Source organism: Roseiarcus fermentans, assembly GCF_003315135.1.
GTDB lineage: Bacteria > Pseudomonadota > Alphaproteobacteria > Rhizobiales > Beijerinckiaceae > Roseiarcus > Roseiarcus fermentans.
This window is the reverse complement of sequence record NZ_QNRK01000039.1, coordinates 43741-68759: the sequence shown is the minus strand read 5'-3', so window position 1 is coordinate 68759 and position 25019 is coordinate 43741. Positions and strand designations below refer to the sequence as shown.

The window sequence follows — 25019 nt, the reverse complement described above, 5'->3', positions numbered from 1 at the left end:
CGCGGCGACGCGGTTACCTTCGACTTCCGGGCTCGCGAACAGCCCGGGCGTGGACTTCCACCACGCTGACAAAGCGTCCTCGCGGACGCACGAGGAGCGGCGTCCCGCCGCCCGGGAGCGCGACACGCGCTGCCTTCCGTGAGGCGCTCCGCAACCTTCACCCCTCCTCGACGTCGGCCTCGGGCCTGTCGCCCCCCTTGGCCAGTTCGACTCGCCATTCTCCCTCCGAATCCTCGTACTCGATGTCGGTCGTCTCGCCGCCGACCCGCTGCTCGGCCGCCGCCCGCTCGGCCGCCCGCCGCGCCTCCTCGTGGCTTGCAAACGTCTCGGAAAAGACGTCGCCGACCTTGTAGGCCCAGCCGCCGTCGTGCTCGACGATCCGATAGGTCACATGCATCCGAGGCCTCCTTCGCCCGCCGCGGGCGCCGCGCCGCCGGAGTGGACGGCGAAGCGGTTCAGGTTGACGCGCCATGCGCCGGAACCGATCCGCGCCGCGACCCGCGCGTCGAGCCGGCCGCACACCACGATCTCGTCGATCTTGATGTCGCCGATGAGGCCGGTGGCGACGAAATCGACCGGACTCGCGATCTTCTCGGTGACGGTCAGGTCGGCGTAGGGCGAGAGGCCATGCCGGACGAACGAAACTGCGATCTCGCCGTCCTTCGGCTGGGCCGCGCCGGGCCTGCCGAGGCGCGCCGGCCCGAGCGTCACCCGGCCGTCGGCGATCGTGACCGGGAACGTGGCCTCCTGTCCGGGCTTCACGTCCAGGGTCGCAGGTTGCGCTGCGAGGGCCGGTTGCGGCAGCGCAGCGGCGAGGGCGCACGCGAAAATCTGGGCGCGCAAGAAACCCGGCATGGGATGATCGAGTCCAGGGGCAGGAGACGCCCGGCCGGGTCGCAGCTTCAGAATTCCCGGCCGCTCGTCAAGGGCCGACCCCTGCTGAACCGCGGTGAGCGCGCCCGGCGCAAGGCGAGGATGCACGTCCCTCAGCTTTGGATCGGACGCAGCGCGGCTTCGAGCGCGTGCAGACGCGCCATGCCCTCTCGGTCGGTCTTGTCGAACGGCTCCTCGCACAGCGTGACCAGCGCCGCGCCGTCGTCGAGGGTCTCGACATGCGTGTCGGTGGGAACCATGGCTCGTGCGGCGAGGTCGGGCGGCAGATAAGTGATCCAGCCGATCCAGGGGTTCAGCGTCCGCTTCCTCGCCGCCCAGTTCGGATCGGGAATCTCGGGGAGATAGTCCGAGCCGAATGAGAGCAGCGCGCACATTTCCGCAGGATTCCAGATCTCGCGGGCGAATTTCATCAACGGTCTCAACTCGGAGGCGCGCCATGGCCGCCCCGTCGACGGGCGCAACTCCGACAGGCGCATGAAAATGTGATTGGGAACGGCGGATGCGGATCGGCCAAAATGCCCGATGGAGCAGGACGTGTCGGCGTAGCTCGATTTGCGAAAGTCGTAGGGGGGCGGTCCCGCGTGACCGCCCCTAATGCTGCTTCCTATCTCCGGCCAGGGCCCGCCGTCGTCATATCGACCCAAGGTCTTGGCCAAGAGCCGCTTCGCCTCGTCCTCCATCAACGGGACGGGCACCACTTTCTTCTTGGTCTTTGGCGATTCGAGCCAACTCTCGTAGATCGAGTCGAAAGCCGGTAGTTCGCTGACAAAACGCGCCAGACTGCGGGCGTCTTCGGATTGCGACTGCTCGCGCAACCCCCACCACAGATTAAGTTCGGGACCACTCATCGACCTCCTCCGCTCAATAAGGATCATAGACTACGAACAGATTCCCGTAATCGAGGCCCTTCGCGATCTTGTTCAAGCCCCAGAAACCCGGCTGGTTCGCCGCCAAACCAACGGCGGGACGACTCCGACGACCGAGACGAAGCCGATCGAACCATCGGCGGCTGCCGGCGCAGTTCCCGTTCGCGGGTGCTGCTCGTCCCAGCCGTCGTCGGCTTTCAGGAGCCCGCAGAGGGAGAGGTCGCGCGCGAGCCGTCGCTTCTGCAATCCGTCGTCGTCAGGGCTTCCCGCGGCCGGCGGGTCGGGAAGCTCGAGCAGCAGGGTCGCAATCTGGGCGCGGGCGAGGTCGCGGTTCTCCAACGCCCGCGCGATGACGGCGAGCCCCTCGCGCTTGCCGCCGACGTCGAGCGGGACTCCGTAGAGCTTCGAAAGCGCACGGCCGACTTCGCCTTCGTCGTGCGGCGCGGCAGATCCGGGAAGACCGCGATCGAGAAGGTCGTCGAGGAATCGTCGACGCGTCTCCTTTGCAAATCAGCGTCGTCAGCTGTTAAGCTCGGTCGAGCAGCACGGAACCAGTTCATGCCGGCAAGCCACAGCTTCTCCGTCATTCTCGAGCCTCAACCCGATGGCGGCTTCACGGTGCTCGTCCCGGCCCTGCCGGAGGTCGTCACCGAGGGGGACACGGAAGGCGATGCGCTCGCAAGCGCGCAGGAAGCCATTCGGGCGGTGTTGGAATATCGGATCGCTCACGGCCTCGAGATTCCACCTGACGCTTTCCTGGAGATCCGTCGCGTGACGGTCGCAGCGTAGCGTGGTCGATGGCAAGCTGCCGGCGTTGGACGGCCGTCGCGTCGTTCGAGCTCTTATGCATGCGGGCTCTGTCGTGGATCGGATCGTCGGCAGCCATCACGTCATGGCGCTTCCTGGCGATTCGAAGCGCACTGTGACCGTCCCTGTCCATTCCGGCCCGTGATCTCAATCCGGCACACTTCGATCGATCATTCGTCAAGCGGGGCTCGGCGTCGAGGAATACAACGCATTGCTTTGAGCCGCCAAGCCACAGGACGGCCCTCGCCGCGAAGAGGAAGCCATGCCCGCCGAAAAAGACCACGCCGACGTCCTCGTCCCGCCGCCGGTCGCGCTCGCGCTCTCGGTCGCCGCGGCCTGGCTCGCCGATCGTCTATGGCCGGCGCCGTTCCTGCCGCCGGGTTTTCCGCGCTGGCCGGCCGGCGGCGTCGTGATCGCGCTCGGCCTCGCGATCGCGCTCGCGGCGATCGTCCAGTTCCGGCGCGCCGGCACGGCCGTCCGTCCCGACCGGCCGTCGCGCGCCGTCCTCACGACCGGCCCCTACCGCTGGTCGCGCAACCCGATCTACCTCGCCATGCTTCTCGTCGTCGCCGGGCTCGCGGTCGCGCTCGATAGCCTCTGGCAGTTGGCCGCGCTGGCCGTCCTCTACGGCGTGCTGCGCTGGGGCGTGGTGGCGCGCGAGGAGGCCTATCTCGAGCGAAAATTCGGCGCCGCCTATCGAGACTACGCGCGGCGCGTCAGGCGGTGGATCTAGGAGACGGACCAGCCGTTCGCCGCCGCTTTGGCGACAGGCGGCGTTTCCTGTGGCTTGCCCGCCCGGAGTGTGACAGTTTTTGTATTCGGCCCCGCTTCGGGGCCGATTGGAGGATTCGATGCCGAAGGGTGAGCAGAAGGGCAACAAGGAGGCCAAGAAACCGAAGGCGGACAAGCCGAAGGGCTCGGGCTCCGAGTACAAGAAGTCGCAGGTCAAGGGCGGCCAGGCGCCCATCTCGGCCGGGAAGAAGTGAGCGGCGCCGCCGGCCGCCGACCGGGAGCGACGCTGCGGAACGCGGCCGGCGAAGCTTACGGGAAGCGCCTGCCGCGGCCTGCTCGGCGCCGCCCCGATGCTTGGGTCTCGTCGTCGATCTGACGCGGGCGGCGATCGCTCCAGAACATCCCCGGCGTGGCGACCGCGCCGGATCATTCCGGCCCCGATCTTGCGCATCACGGCGTCGGCGCCCGCCAATCGAGGCCCGGAAAGCGCGCAAAATCGCGGTCGAAGGTGATCCAGACGCAGCCGCGCTCGATGGCCAGCGCCGCGTACCAGGCGTCGGCTACGAGCGGGAGGCGCGCGCCCGATTCAACGCAGAGACGCCGGAAAATCGCCCAGTGACGGGGCCCGGGCGCGACAATTTCGCAATTTGGCAGGTTCGTCAGACTGTCGCAAAAGGCGAAAGCTTCCTCGATCGCGCTGGGCTCCCTGAAGACCCGGCGATTGGTTGTGATCCGCGCCACCGCGCTCAGCGCGAGCGGGGAAACGCCGAACTGCGCGTCGCCGCCGACGGCCTTCTCGAGCCACGCCTTGCTGACGCCGTGGCGTGGCGAATCTCTTCGGAACGCGTAGACCAGGACATTGACGTCAGGCAGGATCACCCGAGCCGCCTCGCGGCCTCGACATCGTCCATCTCCTGGATCGTCGCCATGTCGTCGAGGTCAATGCCAGGTATCAGGCCCCCGCCCGCCGAGCTGACCGGCAGCCGGAGAGGTTCGCCTGTCGCCCGCGGGCGCTCGGCGAGAACCCGGCGCAAGCCCTCCTCGATCAGCGCCGTCAGCGAGCGGCCTTCCTCCGACGCCCTCATCTTGGCGCGCCTGACGAGATCGTCGGGAAGGCGTACGGTTGTTCGCTCTGTCATATGTCTTGACATACACCGATGTGGGTCGGTATGTCAACCGGCTCGCCGAGAGGCCGGCGGCCGCGACGGACCTCCTGAGCTCAGCCGCCCCACGAATGTCGCCGTGTACCGGCGGGCTGCGTCTCGCCGCCCTGGGTGCGTGAGACGCGCACCCTCCGACGCAACGCAGGGCAGTCCAGGCAAACCTGCCTGGCGGCCGGCGGCGCGATCCCCTGGGACGCCCCGCCGACCGGTCGCGGCGGAATGACGGTTCGGGCGCGCTTTCCCGAGGTCGGATCGGTAATATTCCCCGTCATCGCGAGCGAAGCGAAGCGATCCAGGAGCCGCTGGGTCGCTGTTGTGGCCCCTGGACGACCCGCAGAAGGCGGAGCAATCCTCACCAAAGGCGCAAGCGGCGGCGTGGATTGCTTCGTCCCCCCGGGCTCTTCGACCCGGGGGTTGCTCCTCGCAATGACGGGGTTGGGAGTTACGTCACGGCGAAGACGTCACTTCAGGAACTTGTCGACATTGTCCTTGGTGACGACGTCGAGACCGACGATCGTGACCGGGTCGACCTTCTCGCCCTTCTTGAGCTTGAGCAGGGCGTCCATCGCCTTTTCACCCATCTCGTAAGGCCGCTGGCCGACCAGCACGTCGGCGTAGCCGTCCTTCAGCGTCTGCAGTTCGACCGGCAGCGTATCGGGCATCACCAGCGGCATGTCCTTACGCTTCTCGCGCACCGTATTGACGAAGTTCTGGTACGCCTTCGGCGCGAACAGCGCCCAGCCGCCGACGGGGATGATCGCCGAGATGTCGGGATTGGCGGTATAGAAGTCGGTGAGCTGCTGCGCGGCGAGCGCGGCGTCGTCGTTGCAGAAGGCGGGCGATCCCTTGACTTCGGTCCAGCCCGCTCCCTTCAGCACCTCGTAGAGGCCCGCGAGGCGCTCGTTGAGATTCTGGGCCGCCGGGCCGCCGGACTGGGTGGCGAACGTGCCGGCTTTCGGATGCGCCTTGATCAGTTGCTGGCCGAGTTCGCGGCCCATGGCCTTGTTGTCGGTGCCGATATAGGCCTGCCGGGCGGAGTTCGGCGCGTCGGCGTCGAAGGTGATGACGGGGATGTTGGCGTCGCGCGCCTGCTTGATGACCCCGGTCACCGAATCGGCGTCGGCGACCGAAATCGCGATTCCGTCGACGCCCTGCGTCACGAAATCCTGCATGATCTGCACTTCGGTGGCCGGCTCGTGGGTCGCGGGGCCCTTGTAGATGCAGGTGACGCCCAGTTTCTTGGCCTCGGCCATGCAGCCGTCGCGCGACAGGTCGAAATAGGGATTGTCCATGCCCTTGGGAATGAGCGCGAATTTCATCTCGGCGGCTTGGGCGGCGCCGATCAGCGCGAGGGCGCCGACGGCGCCCATGAGCAACGTCTTCATGCGGGTCTTCCTCCAACGGTCCTTGGTGTCTGAAAACGGCGCGAACGGACCTTCCCGCGCCGAAATTGGCGGCTATTCGGCCTCGCGGGTGCGGATGTGGTCGACCAGCACCGCCAGGATGATGATCGTGCCGACGAACACCTGTTCCCAGTAGGTGTCGGCGCCGAACAGCGCGAGGCCGTTGCGGATCACCTCGATCAGCGCCGACCCGATCACCGCGCCGACCGGCCCGCCGACGCCGCCGGCGAGGTCGGCGCCGCCGATGACGGAGGCGGCGATGATCTTCAGTTCGTAGCCGGTCGCGAGATTGGCGGGGGCCGATCCCAGCCAGCCGGTGATGAGGATTCCGGCGAAGCCGGCGCTGAGCGCGCAGAGCACGTAGACCGAGATCTTGACGCGGTCGACCGGCACGCCGGTGAGCTGCGCCGCCTTTTCGTTGCCGCCGAGCACGAAGACCCAGCGTCCCCAGCGCGAGTGGCGCAGCGCGACCCCCATGATCGCGGCGAGCACGAGCAGATAGATGAGCGGAACCGGCAGACCGAACAGCTTGCCGTCGGTGAGCGCGTAGAAGGTGTCGACCTGCGGGCCGGCCGGCGCCTGCCCGCGCCCCTGCGTGATCACGTAGGTCATGCCGCGGCAGATCGACAGCATGCCCAGCGTGGTGACGAACGGCGAGAGCCGGATCTTCGAAATCAGCAGGCCGTTGACGAGGCCCGCCAGCGCCGCGACGCCGAGGCCGCAGACCACCGCGAGCGTGATTCCCGCGTAGGGAATCCCGGCCAGCCACGTCGTCGCGAAGGTCTTCATCAGCATCGCGGTCATGACCGCCACCAGCGCCATCACCGAGCCGACCGAAAGGTCGATCCCGCCGGTGATGATGACGAGCGTGGAGCCGAGCGCGACGATCGCAATGTAGCTGAAGTTCTTGGACGTGTTCAGCAGGTTGCCGGTCGACAGGAAGTTGTGCGCGAAGATCGAGACGAGCACGGTGATGAGGACGAAGGCGATCGCCACATAGGCGGTCTGCGACGCGAAGGCGCCGCGCTTCCACCATCGGTCACGACCGACGTTCGAAAACGAGAGAGGCCCGGCAACGTTCTGGGTCACTTGCGAAAGGTCCTCACGCCGATTCGAGAGCGCCGGTGATCAGCGCGGTGACTTCTTCAGGGCTCGACTGGTTGATGGGCTTGTCCGCCCGCTTGTGGCCGCGGCGCAGGACGATGACGCGATCGCAGACCGCGAACACGTCCGGCATGCGGTGCGAGATCAGCATCACCGCCACGCCCTGGTCGCGCAGACGCCGGATGAGGTCGAGCACCTCGGCGACCTGACGCACCGAGATCGCAGCCGTGGGCTCGTCCATCAAAATGAGTTTCGCGTTCGAGAGGCGGGTGCGGGCGATCGCCACCGCCTGGCGCTGCCCGCCCGACATCGACTTCACCAGATCCTTCGGCCGCGTCTCGGACTTGAGCTCGCCGAACAACTCGAGCGCGCGCGCGTTCATGCCGCGATGATCGAGGAACCGGAACGGGCCGACGCGGCGGGTCAGCTCGCGGCCGAGGAAGACATTGGCCGCCGCGCTGACGTTGTTCGAGAGGGCGAGATCCTGGTAGACCACTTCGATGCCGACGCTGCGCGCGTCGAGCGGACGGTCGAAACGATGCTCCTGCCCGTCGAAACGGATCTTTCCATGGGTCGGATGGAAATTTCCGGCGATGATCTTGACCAGCGTCGATTTGCCGGCGCCGTTGTCGCCCATCAGACCGACGACGTCGCCGGCGTTGACGACCAGATCGATCTCGGACAGGGCGCGGATCGCCCCGAAATCCTTGCTGACGCCTTCCAGTTGCAGGACCGCGGCGCTCTCAGCGCCGCTCGCATGGGCCATGACTGCGCTCAATCGACGCTCCTCCCTTGACCCCGCTCGTCGTTGTCGCTGTCAGCGGTTTCGAGTGGAGATCGCTATATCGCTTAGTCGGCGGCGAAAGAGCAATCGAAAACGTATTGGCGCGACACGGGAACGCGTTGAGCGCGGGCGCGCAACGGGAAATGAGATCAGCGGCCCATTCCAGGAACGTGAATTCTCGTCAATACACGGGCTCATGGCTAGCCCGGCGCAATCTTGCTGCGCCGCAGCAAAGGCGCGCCGCTTCGCGGCGGCGGCGGCGATCCGCTACGCTTCCTTGCGCGGAAGCCGGTCGGTCGGGACTGGCCGTTCTCACCTCTTATCCTCGATCTCAGAGGGCGGCCGCGGCTGCGTCGTCCGAGCGAACCGTCACGTCCACGGTTTTCGCCGTCTCAGCCGGTCGCATGAGCGTGACGGACATCCTCGCCCGCCGCTCGTCCTCGTTTCCGTGATCGGGTCTGCATCGCCGATCGGAGTCGCGAGGCGAACCGCCCAGACCTCGCGTTCGGCGCCGCCGCGCAAGGCTCCGAGAATAGGCGAGACCGCCGTCCTCGGGGGCGGCGCGATCGTCGGCGGGTCTGCTCGGATATGCGGACGCATTCGCGCCGCGCGCCAAACTCGTCGTCCGTTTGATGGAGGACCGATCGACGGTCCGACGGCGCCATAAAAAGAAAAAGGGCGGCGCCGAAGCCCCGCCCCTTCCCGTTTCGCAGACGTCCGCCTTCAGTGCGCGAGGATCGCGAGCAGCAGCAGGGCGACGATGTTGGTGATCTTGATCGCCGGGTTCACGGCCGGGCCGGCGGTGTCCTTGTAGGGGTCGCCGACGGTGTCGCCGGTCACCGACGCCTTGTGCGCGTCGGAGCCCTTGAAGTGCTGGACGCCGTCCTTGTCGACGAAGCCGTCTTCGAAGCTCTTCTTGGCGTTGTCCCACGCGCCGCCGCCCGAGGTCATCGAGATGGCGACGAACAGGCCGTTGACGATCACGCCGAGGAGCGAGGCGCCGAGGGCTGCGAAGGCGGCCGCCTTCGAGCCCGAGATCCACAGCACGCCGAAGTACACGATGAAGGGCGCCAGCACCGGCAGCAGCGAGGGAATGATCATTTCCCGGATCGCCGCCTTGGTCAGCATGTCGACCGCGCGGCCGTAGTCCGGACGCTGGGTGCCCTGCATGATGCCGGGCATCTCCTTGAACTGCCGGCGCACTTCGACCACCACCGATCCCGCCGCCCGGCCGACCGCGGTCATCGCGATGCCGCCGAACAGGTAGGGGATCATGCCGCCGAAGATCAGGCCGGCGACGACGTAGGGGTTCGACAGGTCGAACGACACCGCGCCCATGTTCTGGAAGTAGGGCGCCCCCGTCTGGGTGAAGTGGGTGATGTCGTTGGTGTAGGCGGCGAACAGCACCAGCGCGCCGAGGCCGGCCGAGCCGATCGCATAGCCCTTGGTGACGGCCTTGGTGGTGTTGCCGACCGCGTCGAGCGCATCGGTCGACTTGCGCACTTCCTTCGGCAGGCCGGCCATTTCGGCGATGCCGCCGGCGTTGTCGGTGACCGGGCCGAAGGCGTCGAGCGCGACGATCATGCCGGCGAGGCCGAGCATGGTGGTGACCGCGATCGCGGTGCCGAACAGGCCCGCGAGCTGGTAGGTCGAGACGATCGCCGCCACGATCACCAGCGCCGGAAGCGCCGTCGATTCGAGCGACACCGCGAGGCCCTGGATCACGTTGGTGCCGTGGCCGGTGACGGACGCCTGGGCGATCGAGACGACCGGGCGCTTGCCGGTGCCGGTATAGTACTCGGTGATCACCACGATGAGGCCAGTGACGACGAGGCCGATCAGGCCGCAGGCGAACAGGTTGTAGCCCATGATCGCCTTGCCGGCGACGGTTCCGACCGCGCCCCAGCCGAGAAAGGTGGTGGCGATGGCGAGGCCGACGATCGAGAGCGCGCCGGTGGCGATCAGGCCGCGGTAGAGCGCGCCCATGATGTTATTGTCGGCGCCGAGCTTGACGAAGAAGGTGCCGGCGATCGAGGTGACGATGCAGGCCGCGCAGATCGTCAGCGGATAGAGCATGGTCGACCACAGCATGTTCGTGCCCTCGAAGTAGATCGAGGCGAGCACCATGGTGGCGACGACCGTCACCGCGTAGGTCTCGAACAGGTCGGCGGCCATGCCGGCGCAGTCGCCGACGTTGTCGCCGACGTTGTCGGCGATGGTCGCCGGGTTGCGCGGATCGTCTTCGGGAATGCCGGCCTCGACCTTGCCGACGAGGTCCGCGCCGACGTCGGCGCCCTTGGTGAAGATGCCGCCGCCGAGACGGGCGAAGATCGAGATCAGCGAGGCGCCGAAGCCGAGCGCCACCAGCGCGTCGATGACAGTGCGGCTCGACGGAGCGAGGCCGGCGAACGCCGTCAGATAGGTGAAGTAGCCGGCGACGCCGAGCAGCGCCAGGCCCGCCACCAGAAGGCCGGTGACCGCGCCCGAGCGGAAGGCGATGTCGAGGCCGCTGGCGAGCGACTGCGTCGCCGCCTGCGCGGTGCGGACGTTGGCGCGCACCGACACGTTCATGCCGATGAAGCCGGCCGCGCCCGACAGGATCGCGCCGATGGCGAAGCCGGTCGCGACCGTCCAGGACAGCAGGAAGCCGAGGCCGACGAACACGACGACGCCGACCGCGGCGATGGTGAGGTACTGCCGGCGCAGATAGGCCTGCGCGCCTTCGGCGACCGCGCCCGAGATTTCCTGCATGCGCGCGGAGCCCGCGTCGGCGGCCATGATGCTTCTCACCGTATACACGCCGTATACGATGGACAGCAGTCCACAGAGAATGACTAACCCTAACAACATGGCGTATGGCCCCCTGGGATTTGTGGCGAGCGAACAGGCGCGCGGCTTGTTATCGCGCCTCTTGCCAGAAAGCGTGCCGTGCCGCAACGCACAAAGCGCCGCTTTTTTGAGCCGCTCGCGGTCAAAAAGTAGAGGGCGCCAATCGTCGCACCCTACGAAATAACAATGGGAATCCGGCGCGGCGCGCCCAGTCAGCCGGCGGTGTCGCGCCTCCAGGTCCGGTCGCCGATCCGGATCGATTCCACCCGGATCGGCCCCTTGGCCTCGAACAGGTCGTCGCGCACGCCGGGTTCGCCGCTCGTCTCGACGAGTCCGAGCATGGACCACGCGGCCGAGAGCATCCGCGCCGCCGACCCGGTGTACCACGACCACCCTCCCCGGCCGCCGTGGCCCCACCCGTCGTAGATGTCGGCCGGCTGCTGGATCGGAACGAGGCCGTAGACCGCGAGGCTTTCCGGGTCGGTCTTTTTCAGCGGCGAGATTTTTTCGAAGATCTCGAACGCCCGGGCGAACAGCGCGGCGGCCCGGTCGGCTTCGCCGCGCGCCCGGGCGTTGATCGCCAGCCGCACGAAGCCGTCGACGATCCACGACGCGCCGTGGCTGTACTGGCCGCCGTTTTCCCGCACCCCCGGCGGATAATCGGCGATTCGCCCGGGATAGGGGCGCGAGTGCTCGTAGAACGGCGTCTCGAGCAACAGCACGCGATCCGGCCGCTCGACGCCCTTCAAGCCCCCTTCGAGCGCCGCGAGCGCGCGCGCGTCGTCGCAGGCGCCCGACCAGGCGGCCCAGCCGCTGGTCATCGCATTCGGCTGGTCCAGCGCCTCGCCGTCGTCGGCGAAGTCGAGCGCGTAGTGGTCGCCCCGCCAGCCGACGTCGACCGCGGCGCGCTGCCCCGCGAGCGCCTCCTCGCACACGACGGCGAAGGCCTCGTCCCCCCTGCCGCGCGCGAGCGGCGCAAAGCCGTCGAGGACGCTGGCGAGGAAGAAGCCCATCCACACGCTGGTGCCGATCTCGAGCCGCCCGAGCACGTCGATTCCGTCGTTCCAGTCGCCGGCTCTGAGCAGCGGCAGGCCGTTCTCGCCCAGATGCGCGAGGGTGAAGCGAATCGCGAGGCGCGCGTGCTCGTAGACGGTGGCGGTCTCGCGCGAGGCGCGCGGGATGACGATCCAGGTCTCCTGGTCGTCCGGCACGGCGTCGGCTTCGAGGAAGGGCGTCACCTCGTCGAGCACGCTCGCGTCGCCGGTCTCGCGGACGTAGCGCGCCAGCACGTAGGGCAGCCACAGGTGCGGATCGCTCGCCTTGGTGCGCTGGCCGAGGCCGGTGCCGCCGTTCGGCGCGCGGTGCCACCACTTCAGGACGTCGCCTTCGAGGAACTGCTGGCTCGCGTGCAGCACGATCTGCGCCCGGGTGAGGCGCGGCTCGATCAGCGCGAGCGGCAGCACGTCCTGAAGCTGGTCGCGAAAGCCGGTCGCGCCGCCGCGCTGATTCGGGCCGACCCGGCCCCACAGGCGCGAGGCGTAGAGCTGGTAGGGCAGCCAGGTGTTGACCAGGCGGTCGAAGTCGGGCCGGTTGGTGCGGATCTCGACCTTGCCGAGGCGGGCGGCCCAGGAGGCGCGGGTCGCGGCGAGGTCGGCCTCCGCCTCCGCGACCGAGACGCGCCGCGCCGCGGCCAGCGCCTCGTCGCGGCTCCTCGCCTGCCCGAACACGACGACGAGCTTCGCCTCGCCCTTCGGCGCAATGGCGATCTCGCCGCAGAACGCCGCGACCCGCCGCCCGTCGTCGGGCGCGGCGCCGTCGGGCGCGCCGGTCTCGACCATCGCCGGCGTATGGATGTCGCGCCCCGGGCCGCCGAAGAACCGCGTCCGCACGGTTTCGGTCGCGGCCCCGTCGAGGCTGGTCGCCGCAAAGGCGAAGCCGCGTTCGAAATCGTTCGACCGGTTCTGGAACACGAGCGTCGCCCCGACCGTCTCGTCGCGGATTTTTCCGACGCTTTCGTTTGGGCTCTCCTCGAGGGCGATGTCGAAGAACGGCACGATGCGCAGGCGCTTCACGCCGTCGCCATCGTTGCGCAGGGTCAGGATGCGGACGTCGCACGGCCGGTCCGGCGGCGCGAAGACGACCATCTCCATCGTCATGTCGCCGCGCGTCTTGAGGAACGTCGCGACGCCGGGCTCGTAGGCCACTCGGTAGGTCGCGTCCGCGCGCTGGAAGGGGACGAAAACCGGCGAATCCGTCTCCTGCGCGTCGAGGTCGCGCAGGTAGATCACCTGCCCCGGCTGCACCACCGTGGCGCTGTCGAAGCGAAAGGCGCTGAGGCCGTTCTGGCGCGCGTTGGCGAAGGCGGAGAAGATCTCGCCGTCGTTCGACGCCATCGTCGACATGCCGAGTTCGTTGGCCATCACGTGCGCCCACGGGCGCGGCGTGCGGTGGGTGAGCTCGAGGCGCCTGCCGTCGTCGGAGATCGCGAACGGCCAGCGGCTCGGCAGGGCGTGCGTCGGCTCGACCGCGCGGGTCTCGTAGACCCGCGTCTCGAGGTCGCGCCTGGCGATCGGCGGAAGGCCGAGGCGGGCCGCGATCAGGTCGCTCGCCCACACGGCGTTGTCCGAACGGCCCATGATGAACTCGACCTCGGCCGAGCCGTTGGCGTCCAGCGTCGTCTCGACGGTGAAGCTCGCTGCGGGATCGAAGGTCCAGAGCTTGCCTTCGTCGTCGAGCTTTCGCCACCGCCACGGCTCGCACCCGGTCGGGCGGCTGAGCGAGCCTTCGCCGAGAAAGCGGGTGCGCGAATCCTCGTAGCCGACCAGTTCCGCGTTCGCCCCGGGCTTGACCGCGAAGAACGCCGTCTCGCCGCGATCCGCCCGCGCCGAGCGCAGCAGCCGGTTGCGCGCGAGGATGGCGTTCAGGGCGCGGACGAAAATCGTCTCGACGTGCATCCCGGCGAAATCGAGATCGCGCGCGTAGGCTTCCGTCTCGTGGCCGGCGATCTCGCAGAAGCTCGTCAGCCGCAGCCGGCGGCCCTTGCCCGACCGGTCGGTCAGGCGGATTTTCCAGCTCAGGATCGCCGCCTGGCCGGCGTCCGGCGCGATCTCCATCCGCGCTTCGATCCCGTTGAGCGCGTGCGCGACGACGAGGCGATGGAAGCCCGGCTCCTCGATCGAATAGTCGCCGGCGCGCCGGCACGGCTCGAAACCGATCGACCAGGGCGCCTCGCCCTCTTCCGAAACATAGAAGAAATGTCCGCGCGCCTGCAGCGGATCGAGCGGGCGCCGGATCAGGTCGATGCCGCCGCCGCCGCGCTCGGCGCCCATGACGAAGGCCGCGCCGCGGCCGTCGCGGAACATCTCCACCCCGACCGCGCCGTTGGTGAAGACGTAGGAGCGCGGGTTGCGGGCGAGCTCTCGCGGCGCGCTCGCGAGCCACGGCGCGGGCTTGCCGGTGTTGCGCCCCGCGCGGACGATGACGGCCCCGGCGCCGACGGCGAACAGCGCGAGCGCGCCGGCGTAGGCGAGGCCGAGGGTGCGGATCGGCTCGGGCATCGGGCCGCCGCGGGCGAGCTTCTCCGCGCCGGTCCAGGCGAAGTCCCACTCCGCGCCGCGCGGAATGTAGAACGGGATCAGCAGCGGGGCCCAGGTGCCGAACCGTCGGATGCCGTCCGGAATGGCGCGGGTGCGGGCGTTGTGGCCGACGAAACGGGCCGCGGCCTCGTCGGCCCGGTCGCCGCCGAGGAAGGACAGGTTGACGAGGCTCGCGACCCTGAGGCCCATGTGGTCGAACCAGATCAGGATGCGCAGCCAGTCGTAGGCGAGCAACCCGAGGAACAGAACGAGGCTGAAGCGCCGGAACGCCTCGGGCGTCTGGGTCGCGTCGGCGCCGATGACGACCGCCGTCCGGACCGCTCCGTCCTGATTGTACCAGCTCGGATCGTGCGCCTGGCGCAGGAACGAGTTGATGATCGGCGCCATCCACAGGCCCCAGCGCAGCACCCGCACCCCCTGCGCGACCACGCCTTCGACCCCCTTGGGGCTGACGAGCCCCTTGATCGGGCGCAGGCTGCGCTGGAGCAGGGCGTCGAGCAGGACGTAGTTGATCGAGAACAAAGGCGCCGCCAGCGACCAGTTGATGACGCCCGCCACCGACTCCGCCCAGAACAGCCGCACCCCGCCCGCCACCTCGCCGAGGTTGATCGAGCCGTATTTGTTGAAGATCGGATAGGTGACGAAATCGCCGAGCTGCCGGCCGCTCTGGCGGTAGTTGACGTCGGCGTAGGCCCAGAATTTGGCGATCACCACCTGAAGCTGGGCCGAATCGAAGTACCAGCCGAGCGCGCCGGCGACGAGCGCGCCGAGGCCCGCGCCGAGCGCGTAGAGACGCCAGCTCTGCAGCCGGGTGCGCGCTCCGGCCCGCACCGCGTAGAGGTCGAAGCCGATGTCGACGCCGGCGTAGGCGAGCGCGCCGACGGCGGCCATCGCCAGGAAGCGCGCGCCGCCGTCGGAGGCGGCGAGGTCGAACGCGTAGGCGAGGCCAAGGCCGAGGCCGGCGACCGCGCCGCGAACCCAGCTGCGGCGGTCGAGGTAGGCGGCCCGCAGGCGGCCGAAGAACGGCGGCGTGCCGTCGGCGCTGCCGACGACGGTCTTGGCGAGCGGGAACAGCGCCGCGCCGAGCGCCGGCCCGACCAGGAGGGCGAAGGCGCCCATGAACCCGGTCGCGCCGGGGATGCGCAGGACGAGCGCGGCGATCAGAATGAACGCCATGAACAGGGCGCCGTAGATCGCGCCCTTCACCACGCCGGTGCGCCAGTGGTCCCAGGCCGCGTCCCAGCGCGGCGGCCGCCCGGCGAGCCAGTCGAGCGCCACCCCGGTCATGAGGTACACGGCCGCCCACAGGCCGCCCTGCGCCAGCGCGGCGCAGAGGCTCGAGAAGACGATCGAAATCACCGGAGTGGCGACGAGCTGCGCGGCGTTGGCGATCAGCGGCGTGACCGCGGCATAGGCGCCGCTCAGCGCGAACAGCGCCACCACCCGCAGCGATCGCGGCGGGTGGTTGAGGCTCACGACGACGATCAGCGCCAGCATCGCCTCGCCCAGCAGCCACAGCGTCAGCCCCCGCCCGATCGCGACCTCGACCGGGAACGGTAGGGCGGCGTGGAAGGTCACGAGGGCGCCGATCTCGGCCATGTGCCAGTCGGCCCCCACGACGACGAGGAGGTTGAACAGGAACGGAATCGCGATCAGGCTCAGCGCCTCGACCACCCGCAGGCCGCGGAAACCGGCGATCAGCGCCATCGCCGAGGCCGCGGAATAGAGCAGCAGCGCGATCGTCGCCGAGGGCAGATTGAAACGGAGCACGTCGAGCCAGGGCCCCGGCAGTTGCCAGAAGCCGAGTCCGTCGTTGCGCAACAGCGCGAAGGCCGCGAAGGCGAGCGCGTCGACCGCGATCAGCGCATGCGAATAAGGCCGCTCCGCGCGCGCCCGGCGCAACAGCGCGAGCCCGCCGGCGCCGGCGACCGCCGCCGGCAGCGCCTGGCTCCAGGCCGCCGCGCAATAAATTCCGACCGCCACGAGCGCTGCGCCGACCAGGGCCGACCAGACCCGCGCCGACCGGCGCTCATCGACAGCGGGCGTCATGTCCATAGTCTGCGCCGCTCCCCTCATCCGCCGACGCCTATTCCTGCGGGATGGCGCCGTGAGACGCAAGTGGACATTGTGGCGCGCCAAACTGCATAATCCGGCCTTGTGTCCGAAGGGAGGAGCCGTCATGGCCCCGATTCGCGCTTTCCTCATCGTCGCGCTCGCGCTGTCTGCTTTTGCCCCGATACACGCCGCGGAACTGCCGTCGCAGGCCAGGAAGGCGAAGACGCCGGAAAGCGCGCAGGCCCAGCGGAAATGCAACGTCGGCGGCCTGGTCGGCGTGCTCGCCGCAAACGGCGTCTGCGTGAAGCTCAGCGGCTCCGTGTCGGCCGAGTTCGGGAGCGGGCCGATCAAGTAGCGGGGTCGGTCCGGCGTGATCCGTGCGGCGCTGCGACCCGGCGACGCTGTCGCGCTCGACGAAGTCCCGATCGCTCGCCGGCGCGTGGTCCCCATGAGGCGCGCATCAGCCGCTGCACGCGCTTGCGTTTCAAGGGCGAGCCCTCGGCCCGCAGCGTCGCCGTCATCCGGCGCGAGCCGATGAACGGCCAGGCGGTGAGCCTCTCGTCGATCCGGCGCGTCAGCGCGGCGTCGTTGTCGTTGGCGGTCTTCGCCGCCCGGTAGACGCCCGAGCGCGGCAGGCGCCGAAGCGCGCATTGCCGCCGGACCGACAGCGCCTCGTCGGCGCGGTCGAGCATCGCTGTGGCGGTCCGGCGCGCTCAGCTTCCGGACCTCCCGCGCTAAACAATCCCGCTCGACCGCGGGCTGCCCGATCTTTGCGTGCAGCCGCTCGATCTCGCGCGCACGCGTCCTTCCCCACGCCAAGTCGAAGGCGCGCCGCCTGATCCTGAAGCTGCTTCTTCCAGGCGTAAGTCTGGTTCGGAGGAACCTCGTAGCGCGGCGCAAGGTCGGTGACCGTCGGCTGCTCCGGCAGCGCCTCCAGCGCGAGCTTCGCCTTCAGCCAGGCCTCGATCCGCCGTCCCGTCTTCTTCGTCATCGTTGGCTCCGTCTATCAACCGAAGCAGCCGGTCTCCAAAATAACCCCTAGCTCCAAAAGCGCGGTCGACTTCGGAGCGGCCAGCATCCCACTGATTCTAAAAAAGAACTCAACAATAAAAAATCTCCGTTTATGTTTACAGAGGTTGATAACAATTGATCTCTGAGATATTTGTGATAAAATAAATGAGCCGGTTGCTATTGTTTACACCACGACTTGCAGATTCAGACTGGATTCTCTAACCCGGTTCGGAGGCTGACGTCGGCGATCTTCTTTGGTGCGCGAGCGCCTTGATCTGTCATCGCCTTGCGACCGGCGGTTTTGACTCCGGCTCGCGTCGTCGACCGCTCGTCCGGTCGGAGCGCCGCCGCTGGGCTTGCCGGGCGCCGGGCGGTCAAAGGGTTGATGGCGTCCAATCGCAAACGTCTCCTTGGACGAACAAAATAGACCCGACTCAAGCTTATCCTGCAACATAATTGATTTGGATGTGAGCACTGAGTTCTAATCTAATTGTCGAGATCGTCTTTGGTTTCGTGGCGGTCTTGCTTTGCCTCGTCACTGTATCATACCTCGGTCGTGGCCAGTTTCCGCTGCCTCCGAGCCGGAACCGCATGGGCAGCATCGATGGTCTGCGCGGGTATCTGGCGCTGTCGGTTCTGCTTCATCATTTCATCATGTGGACGCTGGCGACGCGGCTGGGCCGGCCCTGGGGGGGAACCGACATCAATCTGGTCAACCAGTTCGGGGCGGCAGCGGTCGGCCTGTTCTTCATGATTACCGGCCTCCTGTTCTATCCGACCATCCGCCGCGGCCTGTTCAGGGGAAACTGGCTGCGACTCTACATCCGCCGGGCGTTTCGCATCCTGCCGATGGTCGCGGTCTCGGTCGTCCTCGTGACCGCCGTGATCGTGCTGCGAACCGGCCACGGGCTCGACGCCAATTATGCGTCGGGCGCCCTGAAGTGGATCACGGCAAAACAGGAGGTCGACCTTCTCGGATATCCGAACAGCGGCCGGATCAACGGCTACGTGCTCTGGTCGCTTCACTACGAATGGCTGTTCTATCTGCTCGTCATCCCGCTCTGCGCGACGGCCATGGAGTTCCGCGGCCGACTCCCGACTTGGTCGATCCCGCTTGGTCTCCTCGTCGTCGCCATCGTCCTGCGCGCCGCCGCACCCAGAATGTCCATGTTCATTCCGTTGTTTTCAGTCGGGATGCTGGCGTATGAGTTGCAAGAGCGGCAGGCGATAAGGGAGGTCTTGCAGACGCCGGCCGCGGCGGCGCTCGCTCTGGCGGCGTTGGCCGCCGGGATGATCCTGTTCAGGACGCCGTACGAGGCGGCGCTTCCCTTGTTCGCGTTTTTCTTCGCCTGCGTGGCCGCGGGAAACTCGTTCTTCGGCGTCCTCGCCTTGCGGCCGTCGCTCGTTCTCGGCGAATGCTCGTATGGGATCTATCTGGTGCACGCCATTTTTCTGTCGATCCTGTTCGTCGACTGCAGGGCGCTGCTGGACAGGGTTCCGACGATCGCCCTGCCCGCTCTCCTTCCGGGCGTCGCCGTCGTCGTCGTCCTCGTGACGTCGTGCACCTACGTTGCGGTCGAGCGGCCCGCGATCGCTCTCGGCGCCGCCGTGGCGACCTTCGCGGAGCGACAGGCGGCGCGTCTCCCCGGCCGCAAGGCCGGCGCCCTCGCGTCGGAGCGCCGATTGGGCCAGCCTCGGGACGGGACGGCGTAACCGGCCTCGCGGGCGATCGGCCAGGACTCCGCAGGTTTTGCGTCCCGTCGCGCCGTTTCCGGCGGGGAGAACCGGACCGGGCGCGGCGTTCGCGCCTTGCGTCCGGCGGGCGCGCCCGATATTGCGCCGCCCATGACCAAGAAGCCCAAACCCGAATTCGCCCATCTGGGCAAGACGTCGACGATTCCGGACGAGCCCGACATCGCGATCCTCGACCGGGCGCCCAACCCGCACGACGATTCGGACTTCGTGGTCCGCTTCGTCACCCCCGAATTCACGTCCATCTGCCCGATGACCGGCCAGCCGGACTTCGCCCATCTGGTGATCGACTACGTCCCCGACAAATGGATCGTCGAGTCGAAGTCGCTGAAGCTCTACCTCCTCAGCTTCCGCCACCACGGCGCCTTCCACGAAGACTGCACGGTCCGGATCGGCAAGGACCTCGTCGCGACCCTGAAGCCGCGCTGGCTCCGGATCGGCGGCTACTGGTATCCGCGCGGCGGCATTCCGATCGACGTGTTCTGGCAGAGCGGCAAGCCTCCGGCGGGAGTCTGGCTCCCCGATCAGGGCGTCGCGCCCTACCGCGGGCGCGGCTGAGCGTCCGGAACCGCGCGCCTCCGGGAAACGTTGGGAGAGCGCCGCGCCGTCCCGGCGCGAGCGTCTCCGGAGGCCTCCCATGAATCGTCGTCTGATCCTGACCTCGATCGCGAGCTTCGCCGCAGCGCCCGTCCTCGTCCCATCCGCGCTCGCGCAGGACGCGCCGGCGCAACTGTCGGCCGCGCGCCAGACCCACATCACGGACACGCTGGCGGTGGGATCTCTGAGCCTGATGCTGAGCCGGATCGCCGAGCCCAGGGTCTATGCGCCGCCGCTCAAGCAGTTCGCCGGGTTCGAGATCGCCGAGCAGGAGACCATCGCCTCGATCCTCGGGGCGATCCGGAACGGCGGCAGGCCGAGCGGGGCCGTCCCGTCGCCGAGCGACTCCGACGTGATGCAGACGCTCGACGCCGCGGGGCGCGCTGAAGTCGAGAAACTGCGTCAGATGGCCGCCGGCCGGACGTTCGACCGGGAATACCTGCGCGCCCAGATCGAGGGCCACAACAAGCTGCTCGACATCCAGGAGGCGTATCTCCGCGCGCCCGACGACCTCGACGAGACGAACGTCGCCAAGCTCGCCCGGGGCATGATCAAGGAGCACCTGACGCTGCTCGGCGACATCCAGAGCATCAGCCTGGAAAACGCCGAGCGGATGCGCGGACAATCCAAGGCGCATTGACGCCGTGGGCGGGCTCGCGTCCTGCGCGCTTCCCGGCGGCGAGACGCCGCCCGACCGAAGGCTCAGGCCGCCCGCTGCGCCTTCAGCGCCGCCTTCACCGGCCTCAGCAACCGCTGGGCGGGATTGAGCTTTTTCGTTATCGTGGGGGCGAGCTTGGCGAGCGCGTAGACGCGCTCCCGCAGATGGTCGGCGAGCGCCTGGCGGTCCTTGATCGGCGGCAGGTCGGCGAACGCGATCGGAGCGCCGATCACCACCGGCAGCGCGGTGCCGATCCGGGCGCGCACCTCGTGGAAGATCAGCGACAGGCGCAGCGTGGAGCTGAGGTGGCTGGCGATCTGGAACAGGCGGCTGTTCTGGCCCGAGAACCAGATCGGCACCACCGGCGCCTTCGACCGCTGGATCAGCTGGGCGACGAACGGCTGCCAGCGCCAGTCCACCGCCGGCTTCAGGCCGAGCTTGTCGGGGGCGGTCGAGACCGCGCCGGCCGGGAAGACCACGACCACGCCGCCCCTCTCGAGCTGCGCGCGCGCCGCCGCGCGCGAGGCGAGGTTGGTCTTCGTCGCCTCCTCCGTCTCGCTGAAGTCCACCGGCAAAATGTAGCCGTTGACCTCGGGGGCGCGCATCAGGACGGCGTTCGTCAGCACGAGGAAGTCGGAGCGCACCTTGCTGACCAGCCAGGAGATCACGATGCCGTCGAGCACGCCGTAGGGGTGGTTGGCGATCACCACGACCGGCCCGGTCCTCGGGATCCCCGCCAGCGCGTCGGCGTCGTAGCGGACGTCGAGCGCGAGCTTGCGCACGGCGGCCTGAAAGAAATTTTCGTTCGGGCGCGGGTGCTGCTGGTTGTCGAGATACATCCGCTTGAGCGTCGGCTGACCGGTCGCCTTCTCGACGAGCCGGATCACGCTGCGCTTCAGGGGCGGGTCGCGTTCCGTGGCGTAGCTGAAGAGATATTTGTCCATGAGCAGGATTTCTGACGGCGACGTGTCCGGATTATCTCGCGCAGGCGACCGTCATATGACAAGGTCTGTTTACACTGGCCGGGCGCGGCGCTTCGTCACGCGGTCGTAGTCCTGGAGTTCGGCGACCAGCGCCTCGAAGTCGTTCAGCGCCACCATGTTCGGCCCGTCGGAGGGCGCGTGGTCGGGATCCGGATGCGTCTCGATGAACACGCCCGCGACGCCGACCGCGACGGCGGCGCGCGCCAGAACGGCCACGAACTCGCGCTGCCCGCCCGACGACGATCCCCGCCCGCCCGGCTGCTGCACCGAGTGGGTCGCGTCGAACACGACCGGCGCGCCGGTCTCGGCCGCCATGATCGGCAGCGAGCGCATGTCGGCGACCAGCGTGTTGTAGCCGAAGCTGACGCCGCGCTCGGTCACGAGCACGTCGCCGGCGCCGGCGGCGTCGAGCTTCATCACCACGTTCTTCATGTCCCAGGGCGCGAGAAACTGCCCTTTCTTGACGTTGACCGCGCGGCCGGTGCGCGCGGCCGCCACCAGGAGGTCGGTCTGCCGGCACAGGAAGGCCGGGATCTGCAACGCGTCGACCGCCTCGGCGACCGGAGCGCACTGGGCGCTCTCGTGCACGTCGGTGATCACCGGCAGGCCGAGGCTGTCGCGGATCTCCGCGAACACCGGCAGCGCGGCCGCGAGACCGAGGCCGCGAGCGCCGGCGCCCGAGGTGCGGTTCGCCTTGTCGAACGACGACTTGTACACGAGCCCGATTTTCCGCCGCGCCGCGATCTCCTTCAGCGCCTCGGCGGTCTCGAGCGCATGGGCGCGGCTCTCCATCTGGCAGGGCCCGGCGATCAGCGCGAGCGGAAGGTTCGCGCCGAATGTGGCCGCGAGCGGTCCGCGGCCGACCTGAACGATGGCGTTGTTGCGCAAGGATTGCCGTCCTGTCTCGGTTCGCGCGCTCTTTGCGGCAAGGGCGCGGACTTGGCAAGGAACTCCGTCCGCGCCGTTCCCGATCGCGTGACGGCCTTGAACGCCTCCGGCGAGACGGCTATTTTAGCTTGATGAAAACGGCCAGCATCACCGAAGCCAAGAACAACCTGAGCGCGCTGATCGACGGCCTCGAGGACGGCTCGCCGGTCTTGATCGCCGATCGCGGACGGCCGGTGGCCAGACTCGAGGCGGCGCTCGAGAGCGACGACGGCGCGGACGCCGGGAGGATCGCCCGGTTGGTCCGCGAAGGGCTCGCGAGGCCGGCGCGCGGCGCCCTGCCGCTGTCGTTTCTCGCCGAGCGGCCGCCTCGCGCCGATCCGGGCGAATCGGCGGTCGATATGGTGATCGCCGAGCGCCGTGAGAGTCGATGAAGTTCTGGGACGCGTCGGCGATCGTTCCGCTGCTCGTCGAGGAGGCTGGAACGGAACTCGTGACCGCCCTCCTTGCGCGCGACCCCGGTGGTTGCGGGGTCACCCCAAGAGGTCTGTGCGCTTTGGCGCTAAGCGTGGCGTCGATTCCGGCACGCTGGCATTGAGCCAAGCTCCATCTCAGCCACCGTGCCGAGGACGGTCAATACCATCTGGCACACCGGACCGGCTGTGCTGATTGCAGGCTAGGGGACGCGCCGGGACGCATCGTGCTCCGACAGTGCGTGAACGAGGTTGAGCAGGTCGCCGTGGATCGAGCGAGCCAGTCCGGCCTGCGGACTGCCAGTCGTCACCGGGGCAGACGAACTTGAGATTTGTTTCAAGCTCCCTGACCAAACGCGCCTCGCATTTCTGCGACCGAAAATCGTGGCTCCATTCTGCCCGTCAGCGTATCTTGAGACTGACCGGAGCAAACTCTGTCGAGGGCACGCGAACAGCGTGTTGTGTTTTCGAAGTGAACATTTTTCAGCTTTTATTGGAATGGTGGGGTGCGGTCCCGCAGACACTAGTTGCCTTCACAAGCGGCGCTGTTGGCGGGGGAGTGAGTACCTTTGTGGCTCCTTGGGTTCAGTGGGGTATTGAACAGAAGAAAGAATCACGCCGGCACCACCGAGAATTGATAGCCAGCTGGCGGGCGATGATTGGCGAGATAAATGAGAGGCTAAGTCGACTTGAAGAAGAAAATGCCGGTATCGGTCCGTACACGCCTCGCGACGTATTACGTCTACTAGTGAGGCATCCTGCATACAGCAGTTTTGATTCGGCTTATTTTCAATATAGCCGTTCAGGAATGCGCGGGTTATTTTATAATATAAGGATATCACTGATTGGTAGGACGCTTCAACGATTGAGACGGTCTGATATTGGCCGAAAAGTACTTGGTCAACCTAGACTTGGGGTTAACCCAGAGATGACCCTAACTGCAGGCCCACTGCCAATGCGAATACTAATTACAACAAGTCAGATAGGCGAGATTGAAAGATGGTGGAAGCTTTAGAAATGAAGCAGACCTCACTCCTCGTGCTGCCATTTGAACCAGCGGCACCGAGATCCGAGTTTGGTCTTCGCTCCTCTAGCCCTACCATCCGTCCATTAATACTCTCACGGTCGGTCCCGTGAAAAATAGACGCCGCTCCGGACTTGGATATACTTCTGCTCACTTAGAATATGACGCTAGCATAGAAGACGACGGACAGGGTATCACCTCGTGTATCACCCGAGCGACCAAATCAAGGTGCCAAGTCACTGATCCGACGCCCAGCGGGCGGCGGACGCGCTCCAACTCGTCGCCGCCTTTGTCGCTGGCGAGCGCCGGCCGCCCTCCCTGGAAGTCGTGACGTTCGACAGGCGCCTCGCCGACATCGCGCGAAAGGAAGGCTTCGCGCTGGCCGACGCGCTGACCGCTATTTCTGCGCCGCAAATCCGTCGAACCACGCCGTCCACAGCGGCGCGGCGGTCGCGTCGGCGCCGCGGTCGCTGGTTTGGCCGGTCGAGATCGCCTCGACAACCGTGTCTCCGCCACCGATCGCGTGCTGGAAGGTCACCGCGAAGCGGCCGAGTCCCGTCGGAATCGCTTCGTCCGCCTCTCCATAATAGTGGCCGCGCGGCCCGCTCATTTCCGGGCGGCGTTGACCTCCAGCGCTCTCTGAATCGGGGCCACGCTGACGCTGTGCTCGCCGATGAACGGCAGGTCGACGATGACGACCAGCGACAGCAGCAGTCCGATGGCCGCGGCGATGGCGGCCAGGGAGACGGAACGGTTGAAGCTGCGGTCGGCGAACGCCGCCACCGCGAAGGCGATAATCATCAACCCGATGACGGCCGTCCAGAGCGACGTTGGCAGAGCCCCGGCGCTCGCCGCGAGCCGCGCCTCGCGCAGGCCTTCCAGTTCGTCCAGGCTACGCAGCAACGCGTTGTAGAGCGCCTGCCGGCGCGTGTCGTCGGGGCCGAGCGCGCGAACCCTGTCGGAAACGCCGGCGAACGCCGCAGTTGCGGCGGCGCTGCGGCCGCCGATCGACTGCGCGCGCCATTCGTCGTCGACGATCAGCGCGCCATAGCTGGCGAGTCCCGGCCGGACGGCGGCGAAATCCGGCGTCCCCAACCGCAGCAGGGCGCGGTCGGCCTCCGAGAGGGCCGCCGCCTCCTTCACGATGTTCGACTGGACCTCGCGATGCGCCATCGCCGCCTGCGCCAGCAGGAACGCGAGCATGACGCCGAAGGTCGAAAAGACGATCTTGTAGCCTTCGAACGCCGACGCGTCGCGCTCCGCGCTGCGCGGCAGGCGAAGGAGCGCGCCGCCGATGTGCGGCGCGGCCGCGGCACAGCCTGCGACGACGAGGACGAACGTCGCCATCACCAGGACGTCCGGCTGACGCAAGAACGGAGTTAACCACATGCCGGCCGGATCCG

General features: G+C 67.7%; 26 protein-coding genes. 10 read left to right on the top strand and 16 right to left on the bottom strand.

Annotation, left to right across the window (positions count from 1 at the left end):
* Positions 1–157 precede the first annotated feature (157 nt).
* The 4 genes from DFR50_RS25780 to DFR50_RS31705 all read right to left on the bottom strand — a co-directional run bounded on the left by DFR50_RS25780 (position 158) and on the right by DFR50_RS31705 (position 2099).
* Positions 158–397, bottom strand: a complete 240-nt coding sequence (locus DFR50_RS25780) for a DUF2188 domain-containing protein (RefSeq protein WP_113892151.1) — start codon at positions 395–397, stop codon at positions 158–160.
* A complete protein-coding gene (locus DFR50_RS25775) occupies positions 388–855 on the bottom strand; it encodes a hypothetical protein (RefSeq protein WP_113892149.1) in 468 nt (155 codons plus the stop codon). The genes DFR50_RS25780 and DFR50_RS25775 overlap by 10 nt, the downstream gene beginning before the upstream one ends.
* Positions 856–986: 131 nt before the next feature.
* Entirely contained in the window at positions 987–1742 is a 756-nt protein-coding gene (locus DFR50_RS25770) for an Imm52 family immunity protein (protein WP_170153395.1), read from the bottom strand.
* A 72-nt stretch (positions 1743–1814) separates the two neighbouring features.
* On the bottom strand, positions 1815–2099 hold the full coding sequence (locus tag DFR50_RS31705) for a tetraacyldisaccharide 4'-kinase (RefSeq protein ID WP_147262925.1): 285 nt from the start codon (positions 2097–2099) through the stop codon (positions 1815–1817).
* Between the two features lie 219 nt (positions 2100–2318).
* Here DFR50_RS31705 and DFR50_RS25765 point away from each other — a divergent pair, with 219 nt between their 5' ends.
* The 4 genes from DFR50_RS25765 to DFR50_RS33400 all read left to right on the top strand — a co-directional run bounded on the left by DFR50_RS25765 (position 2319) and on the right by DFR50_RS33400 (position 3553).
* Positions 2319–2549 (top strand): type II toxin-antitoxin system HicB family antitoxin, encoded by a 231-nt coding sequence (locus tag DFR50_RS25765; RefSeq protein WP_113892163.1) that lies wholly within the window; start codon positions 2319–2321, stop codon positions 2547–2549.
* A 1-nt stretch (position 2550) separates the two neighbouring features.
* A complete protein-coding gene (locus DFR50_RS33180; RefSeq protein ID WP_281017476.1) occupies positions 2551–2712 on the top strand; it encodes a type II toxin-antitoxin system HicA family toxin in 162 nt (53 codons plus the stop codon).
* Between the two features lie 117 nt (positions 2713–2829).
* Positions 2830–3300, top strand: a complete 471-nt coding sequence (locus tag DFR50_RS25755; RefSeq protein ID WP_113892145.1) for a methyltransferase family protein — start codon at positions 2830–2832, stop codon at positions 3298–3300.
* Between the two features lie 118 nt (positions 3301–3418).
* The gene (locus tag DFR50_RS33400) at positions 3419–3553 is read left to right on the top strand and encodes a hypothetical protein (RefSeq protein ID WP_281017474.1); all 135 of its coding nucleotides are present in this window, start codon (positions 3419–3421) and stop codon (positions 3551–3553) included.
* Between the two features lie 196 nt (positions 3554–3749).
* Here DFR50_RS33400 and DFR50_RS25750 read toward each other — a convergent pair whose 3' ends face one another.
* From DFR50_RS25750 to DFR50_RS25720, 7 genes are all read right to left on the bottom strand, one after another.
* Positions 3750–4178 carry a type II toxin-antitoxin system VapC family toxin gene (locus DFR50_RS25750; RefSeq protein ID WP_113892143.1) on the bottom strand — a complete coding sequence of 143 codons (429 nt, stop codon included), beginning with the start codon at positions 4176–4178 and terminating at the stop codon, positions 3750–3752.
* Positions 4175–4438: a DUF6364 family protein gene (locus tag DFR50_RS25745; RefSeq protein WP_113892141.1), complete on the bottom strand. Its 264-nt coding sequence runs from the start codon at positions 4436–4438 to the stop codon at positions 4175–4177. The genes DFR50_RS25750 and DFR50_RS25745 overlap by 4 nt, the downstream gene beginning before the upstream one ends.
* 485 nt (positions 4439–4923) lie before the next feature.
* The gene (locus DFR50_RS25740; RefSeq protein ID WP_113892139.1) at positions 4924–5847 is read right to left on the bottom strand and encodes a sugar-binding protein; all 924 of its coding nucleotides are present in this window, start codon (positions 5845–5847) and stop codon (positions 4924–4926) included.
* Positions 5848–5919: 72 nt separating this feature from the next.
* The gene (locus DFR50_RS25735) at positions 5920–6954 is read right to left on the bottom strand and encodes an ABC transporter permease (RefSeq protein WP_113892137.1); all 1035 of its coding nucleotides are present in this window, start codon (positions 6952–6954) and stop codon (positions 5920–5922) included.
* A gap of 13 nt (positions 6955–6967) precedes the next feature.
* Entirely contained in the window at positions 6968–7735 is a 768-nt protein-coding gene (locus DFR50_RS25730) for an ATP-binding cassette domain-containing protein (protein ID WP_113892135.1), read from the bottom strand.
* Between the two features lie 741 nt (positions 7736–8476).
* Positions 8477–10603, bottom strand: a complete 2127-nt coding sequence (locus DFR50_RS25725) for a sodium-translocating pyrophosphatase (RefSeq protein ID WP_113892133.1) — start codon at positions 10601–10603, stop codon at positions 8477–8479.
* A 191-nt stretch (positions 10604–10794) separates the two neighbouring features.
* Entirely contained in the window at positions 10795–16233 is a 5439-nt protein-coding gene (locus DFR50_RS25720) for a GH36-type glycosyl hydrolase domain-containing protein (protein WP_113892131.1), read from the bottom strand.
* Positions 16234–16357: 124 nt separating this feature from the next.
* On the opposite strand from DFR50_RS25720, the gene DFR50_RS25715 reads away from it, so the two are divergent.
* Entirely contained in the window at positions 16358–16588 is a 231-nt protein-coding gene (locus tag DFR50_RS25715; protein ID WP_113892130.1) for a hypothetical protein, read from the top strand.
* Here the strand turns inward: DFR50_RS25715 and DFR50_RS25710 are convergent.
* The gene (locus DFR50_RS25710; protein WP_113892129.1) at positions 16581–16925 is read right to left on the bottom strand and encodes an IS3 family transposase; all 345 of its coding nucleotides are present in this window, start codon (positions 16923–16925) and stop codon (positions 16581–16583) included. The two genes, DFR50_RS25715 and DFR50_RS25710, sit on opposite strands and share 8 nt — an antisense overlap.
* Positions 16926–17835: 910 nt before the next feature.
* Here DFR50_RS25710 and DFR50_RS25705 point away from each other — a divergent pair.
* The 3 genes from DFR50_RS25705 (at position 17836) to DFR50_RS25695 (ending at position 20233) form a co-directional block, all read left to right on the top strand.
* A complete protein-coding gene (locus DFR50_RS25705; protein ID WP_113892128.1) occupies positions 17836–18957 on the top strand; it encodes an acyltransferase family protein in 1122 nt (373 codons plus the stop codon).
* 132 nt (positions 18958–19089) lie between these two features.
* Complete coding sequence (queF, locus tag DFR50_RS25700; RefSeq protein ID WP_113892161.1) at positions 19090–19554, top strand: preQ(1) synthase; 465 nt, start codon at positions 19090–19092, stop codon at positions 19552–19554.
* A gap of 79 nt (positions 19555–19633) precedes the next feature.
* The gene (locus tag DFR50_RS25695; protein WP_113892127.1) at positions 19634–20233 is read left to right on the top strand and encodes a DUF4142 domain-containing protein; all 600 of its coding nucleotides are present in this window, start codon (positions 19634–19636) and stop codon (positions 20231–20233) included.
* A gap of 62 nt (positions 20234–20295) precedes the next feature.
* On the opposite strand, the gene DFR50_RS25690 is transcribed toward DFR50_RS25695, so the two are convergent.
* Complete coding sequence (locus tag DFR50_RS25690; protein WP_113892126.1) at positions 20296–21195, bottom strand: lysophospholipid acyltransferase family protein; 900 nt, start codon at positions 21193–21195, stop codon at positions 20296–20298.
* A 69-nt stretch (positions 21196–21264) separates the two neighbouring features.
* Positions 21265–22122, bottom strand: a complete 858-nt coding sequence (gene kdsA, locus DFR50_RS25685; protein ID WP_210209044.1) for a 3-deoxy-8-phosphooctulonate synthase — start codon at positions 22120–22122, stop codon at positions 21265–21267.
* A gap of 131 nt (positions 22123–22253) precedes the next feature.
* Between kdsA and DFR50_RS32330 the strand changes: the two genes are divergently transcribed.
* Both DFR50_RS32330 and DFR50_RS32655 read left to right on the top strand, forming a co-directional pair.
* Entirely contained in the window at positions 22254–22553 is a 300-nt protein-coding gene (locus DFR50_RS32330) for a type II toxin-antitoxin system Phd/YefM family antitoxin (protein WP_170153394.1), read from the top strand.
* Complete coding sequence (locus DFR50_RS32655; protein ID WP_210209043.1) at positions 22550–22717, top strand: PIN domain-containing protein; 168 nt, start codon at positions 22550–22552, stop codon at positions 22715–22717. Before DFR50_RS32330 ends, DFR50_RS32655 begins: the two co-directional genes overlap by 4 nt.
* A gap of 1296 nt (positions 22718–24013) precedes the next feature.
* Here DFR50_RS32655 and DFR50_RS25675 read toward each other — a convergent pair.
* A complete protein-coding gene (locus tag DFR50_RS25675) occupies positions 24014–24226 on the bottom strand; it encodes a hypothetical protein (RefSeq protein ID WP_113892125.1) in 213 nt (70 codons plus the stop codon).
* Entirely contained in the window at positions 24223–25005 is a 783-nt protein-coding gene (locus DFR50_RS25670) for a bestrophin-like domain (protein ID WP_113892124.1), read from the bottom strand. Before DFR50_RS25670 ends, DFR50_RS25675 begins: the two co-directional genes overlap by 4 nt.
* Positions 25006–25019: the final 14 nt, after the last annotated feature.

Bases quoted from the DNA above. Each gene is read 5' to 3' on its own strand.
- DFR50_RS25780 (WP_113892151.1), bottom strand. From the start codon at position 397: ATGCATGTGACCTATCGGATCGTCGAGCACGACGGCGGCTGGGCCTAC.
- DFR50_RS25775 (WP_113892149.1), bottom strand. From the start codon at position 855: ATGCCGGGTTTCTTGCGCGCCCAGATTTTCGCGTGCGCCCTCGCCGCT.
- DFR50_RS25770 (WP_170153395.1), bottom strand. From the start codon at position 1,742: ATGAGTGGTCCCGAACTTAATCTGTGGTGGGGGTTGCGCGAGCAGTCG.
- DFR50_RS25765 (WP_113892163.1), top strand. From the start codon at position 2,319: ATGCCGGCAAGCCACAGCTTCTCCGTCATTCTCGAGCCTCAACCCGAT.
- DFR50_RS25755 (WP_113892145.1), top strand. From the start codon at position 2,830: ATGCCCGCCGAAAAAGACCACGCCGACGTCCTCGTCCCGCCGCCGGTC.
- DFR50_RS33400 (WP_281017474.1), top strand. From the start codon at position 3,419: ATGCCGAAGGGTGAGCAGAAGGGCAACAAGGAGGCCAAGAAACCGAAG.
- DFR50_RS25745 (WP_113892141.1), bottom strand. From the start codon at position 4,438: ATGACAGAGCGAACAACCGTACGCCTTCCCGACGATCTCGTCAGGCGC.
- DFR50_RS25740 (WP_113892139.1), bottom strand. From the start codon at position 5,847: ATGAAGACGTTGCTCATGGGCGCCGTCGGCGCCCTCGCGCTGATCGGC.
- DFR50_RS25730 (WP_113892135.1), bottom strand. From the start codon at position 7,735: ATGGCCCATGCGAGCGGCGCTGAGAGCGCCGCGGTCCTGCAACTGGAA.
- DFR50_RS25725 (WP_113892133.1), bottom strand. From the start codon at position 10,603: ATGTTGTTAGGGTTAGTCATTCTCTGTGGACTGCTGTCCATCGTATAC.
- DFR50_RS25720 (WP_113892131.1), bottom strand. From the start codon at position 16,233: ATGGACATGACGCCCGCTGTCGATGAGCGCCGGTCGGCGCGGGTCTGG.
- DFR50_RS25715 (WP_113892130.1), top strand. From the start codon at position 16,358: ATGGCCCCGATTCGCGCTTTCCTCATCGTCGCGCTCGCGCTGTCTGCT.
- DFR50_RS25710 (WP_113892129.1), bottom strand. From the start codon at position 16,925: ATGCTCGACCGCGCCGACGAGGCGCTGTCGGTCCGGCGGCAATGCGCG.
- DFR50_RS25705 (WP_113892128.1), top strand. From the start codon at position 17,836: ATGGGCAGCATCGATGGTCTGCGCGGGTATCTGGCGCTGTCGGTTCTG.
- queF (WP_113892161.1), top strand. From the start codon at position 19,090: ATGACCAAGAAGCCCAAACCCGAATTCGCCCATCTGGGCAAGACGTCG.
- DFR50_RS25695 (WP_113892127.1), top strand. From the start codon at position 19,634: ATGAATCGTCGTCTGATCCTGACCTCGATCGCGAGCTTCGCCGCAGCG.
- DFR50_RS25690 (WP_113892126.1), bottom strand. From the start codon at position 21,195: ATGGACAAATATCTCTTCAGCTACGCCACGGAACGCGACCCGCCCCTG.
- DFR50_RS32330 (WP_170153394.1), top strand. From the start codon at position 22,254: ATGAAAACGGCCAGCATCACCGAAGCCAAGAACAACCTGAGCGCGCTG.
- DFR50_RS32655 (WP_210209043.1), top strand. From the start codon at position 22,550: ATGAAGTTCTGGGACGCGTCGGCGATCGTTCCGCTGCTCGTCGAGGAG.
- DFR50_RS25675 (WP_113892125.1), bottom strand. From the start codon at position 24,226: ATGAGCGGGCCGCGCGGCCACTATTATGGAGAGGCGGACGAAGCGATT.
- DFR50_RS25670 (WP_113892124.1), bottom strand. From the start codon at position 25,005: ATGTGGTTAACTCCGTTCTTGCGTCAGCCGGACGTCCTGGTGATGGCG.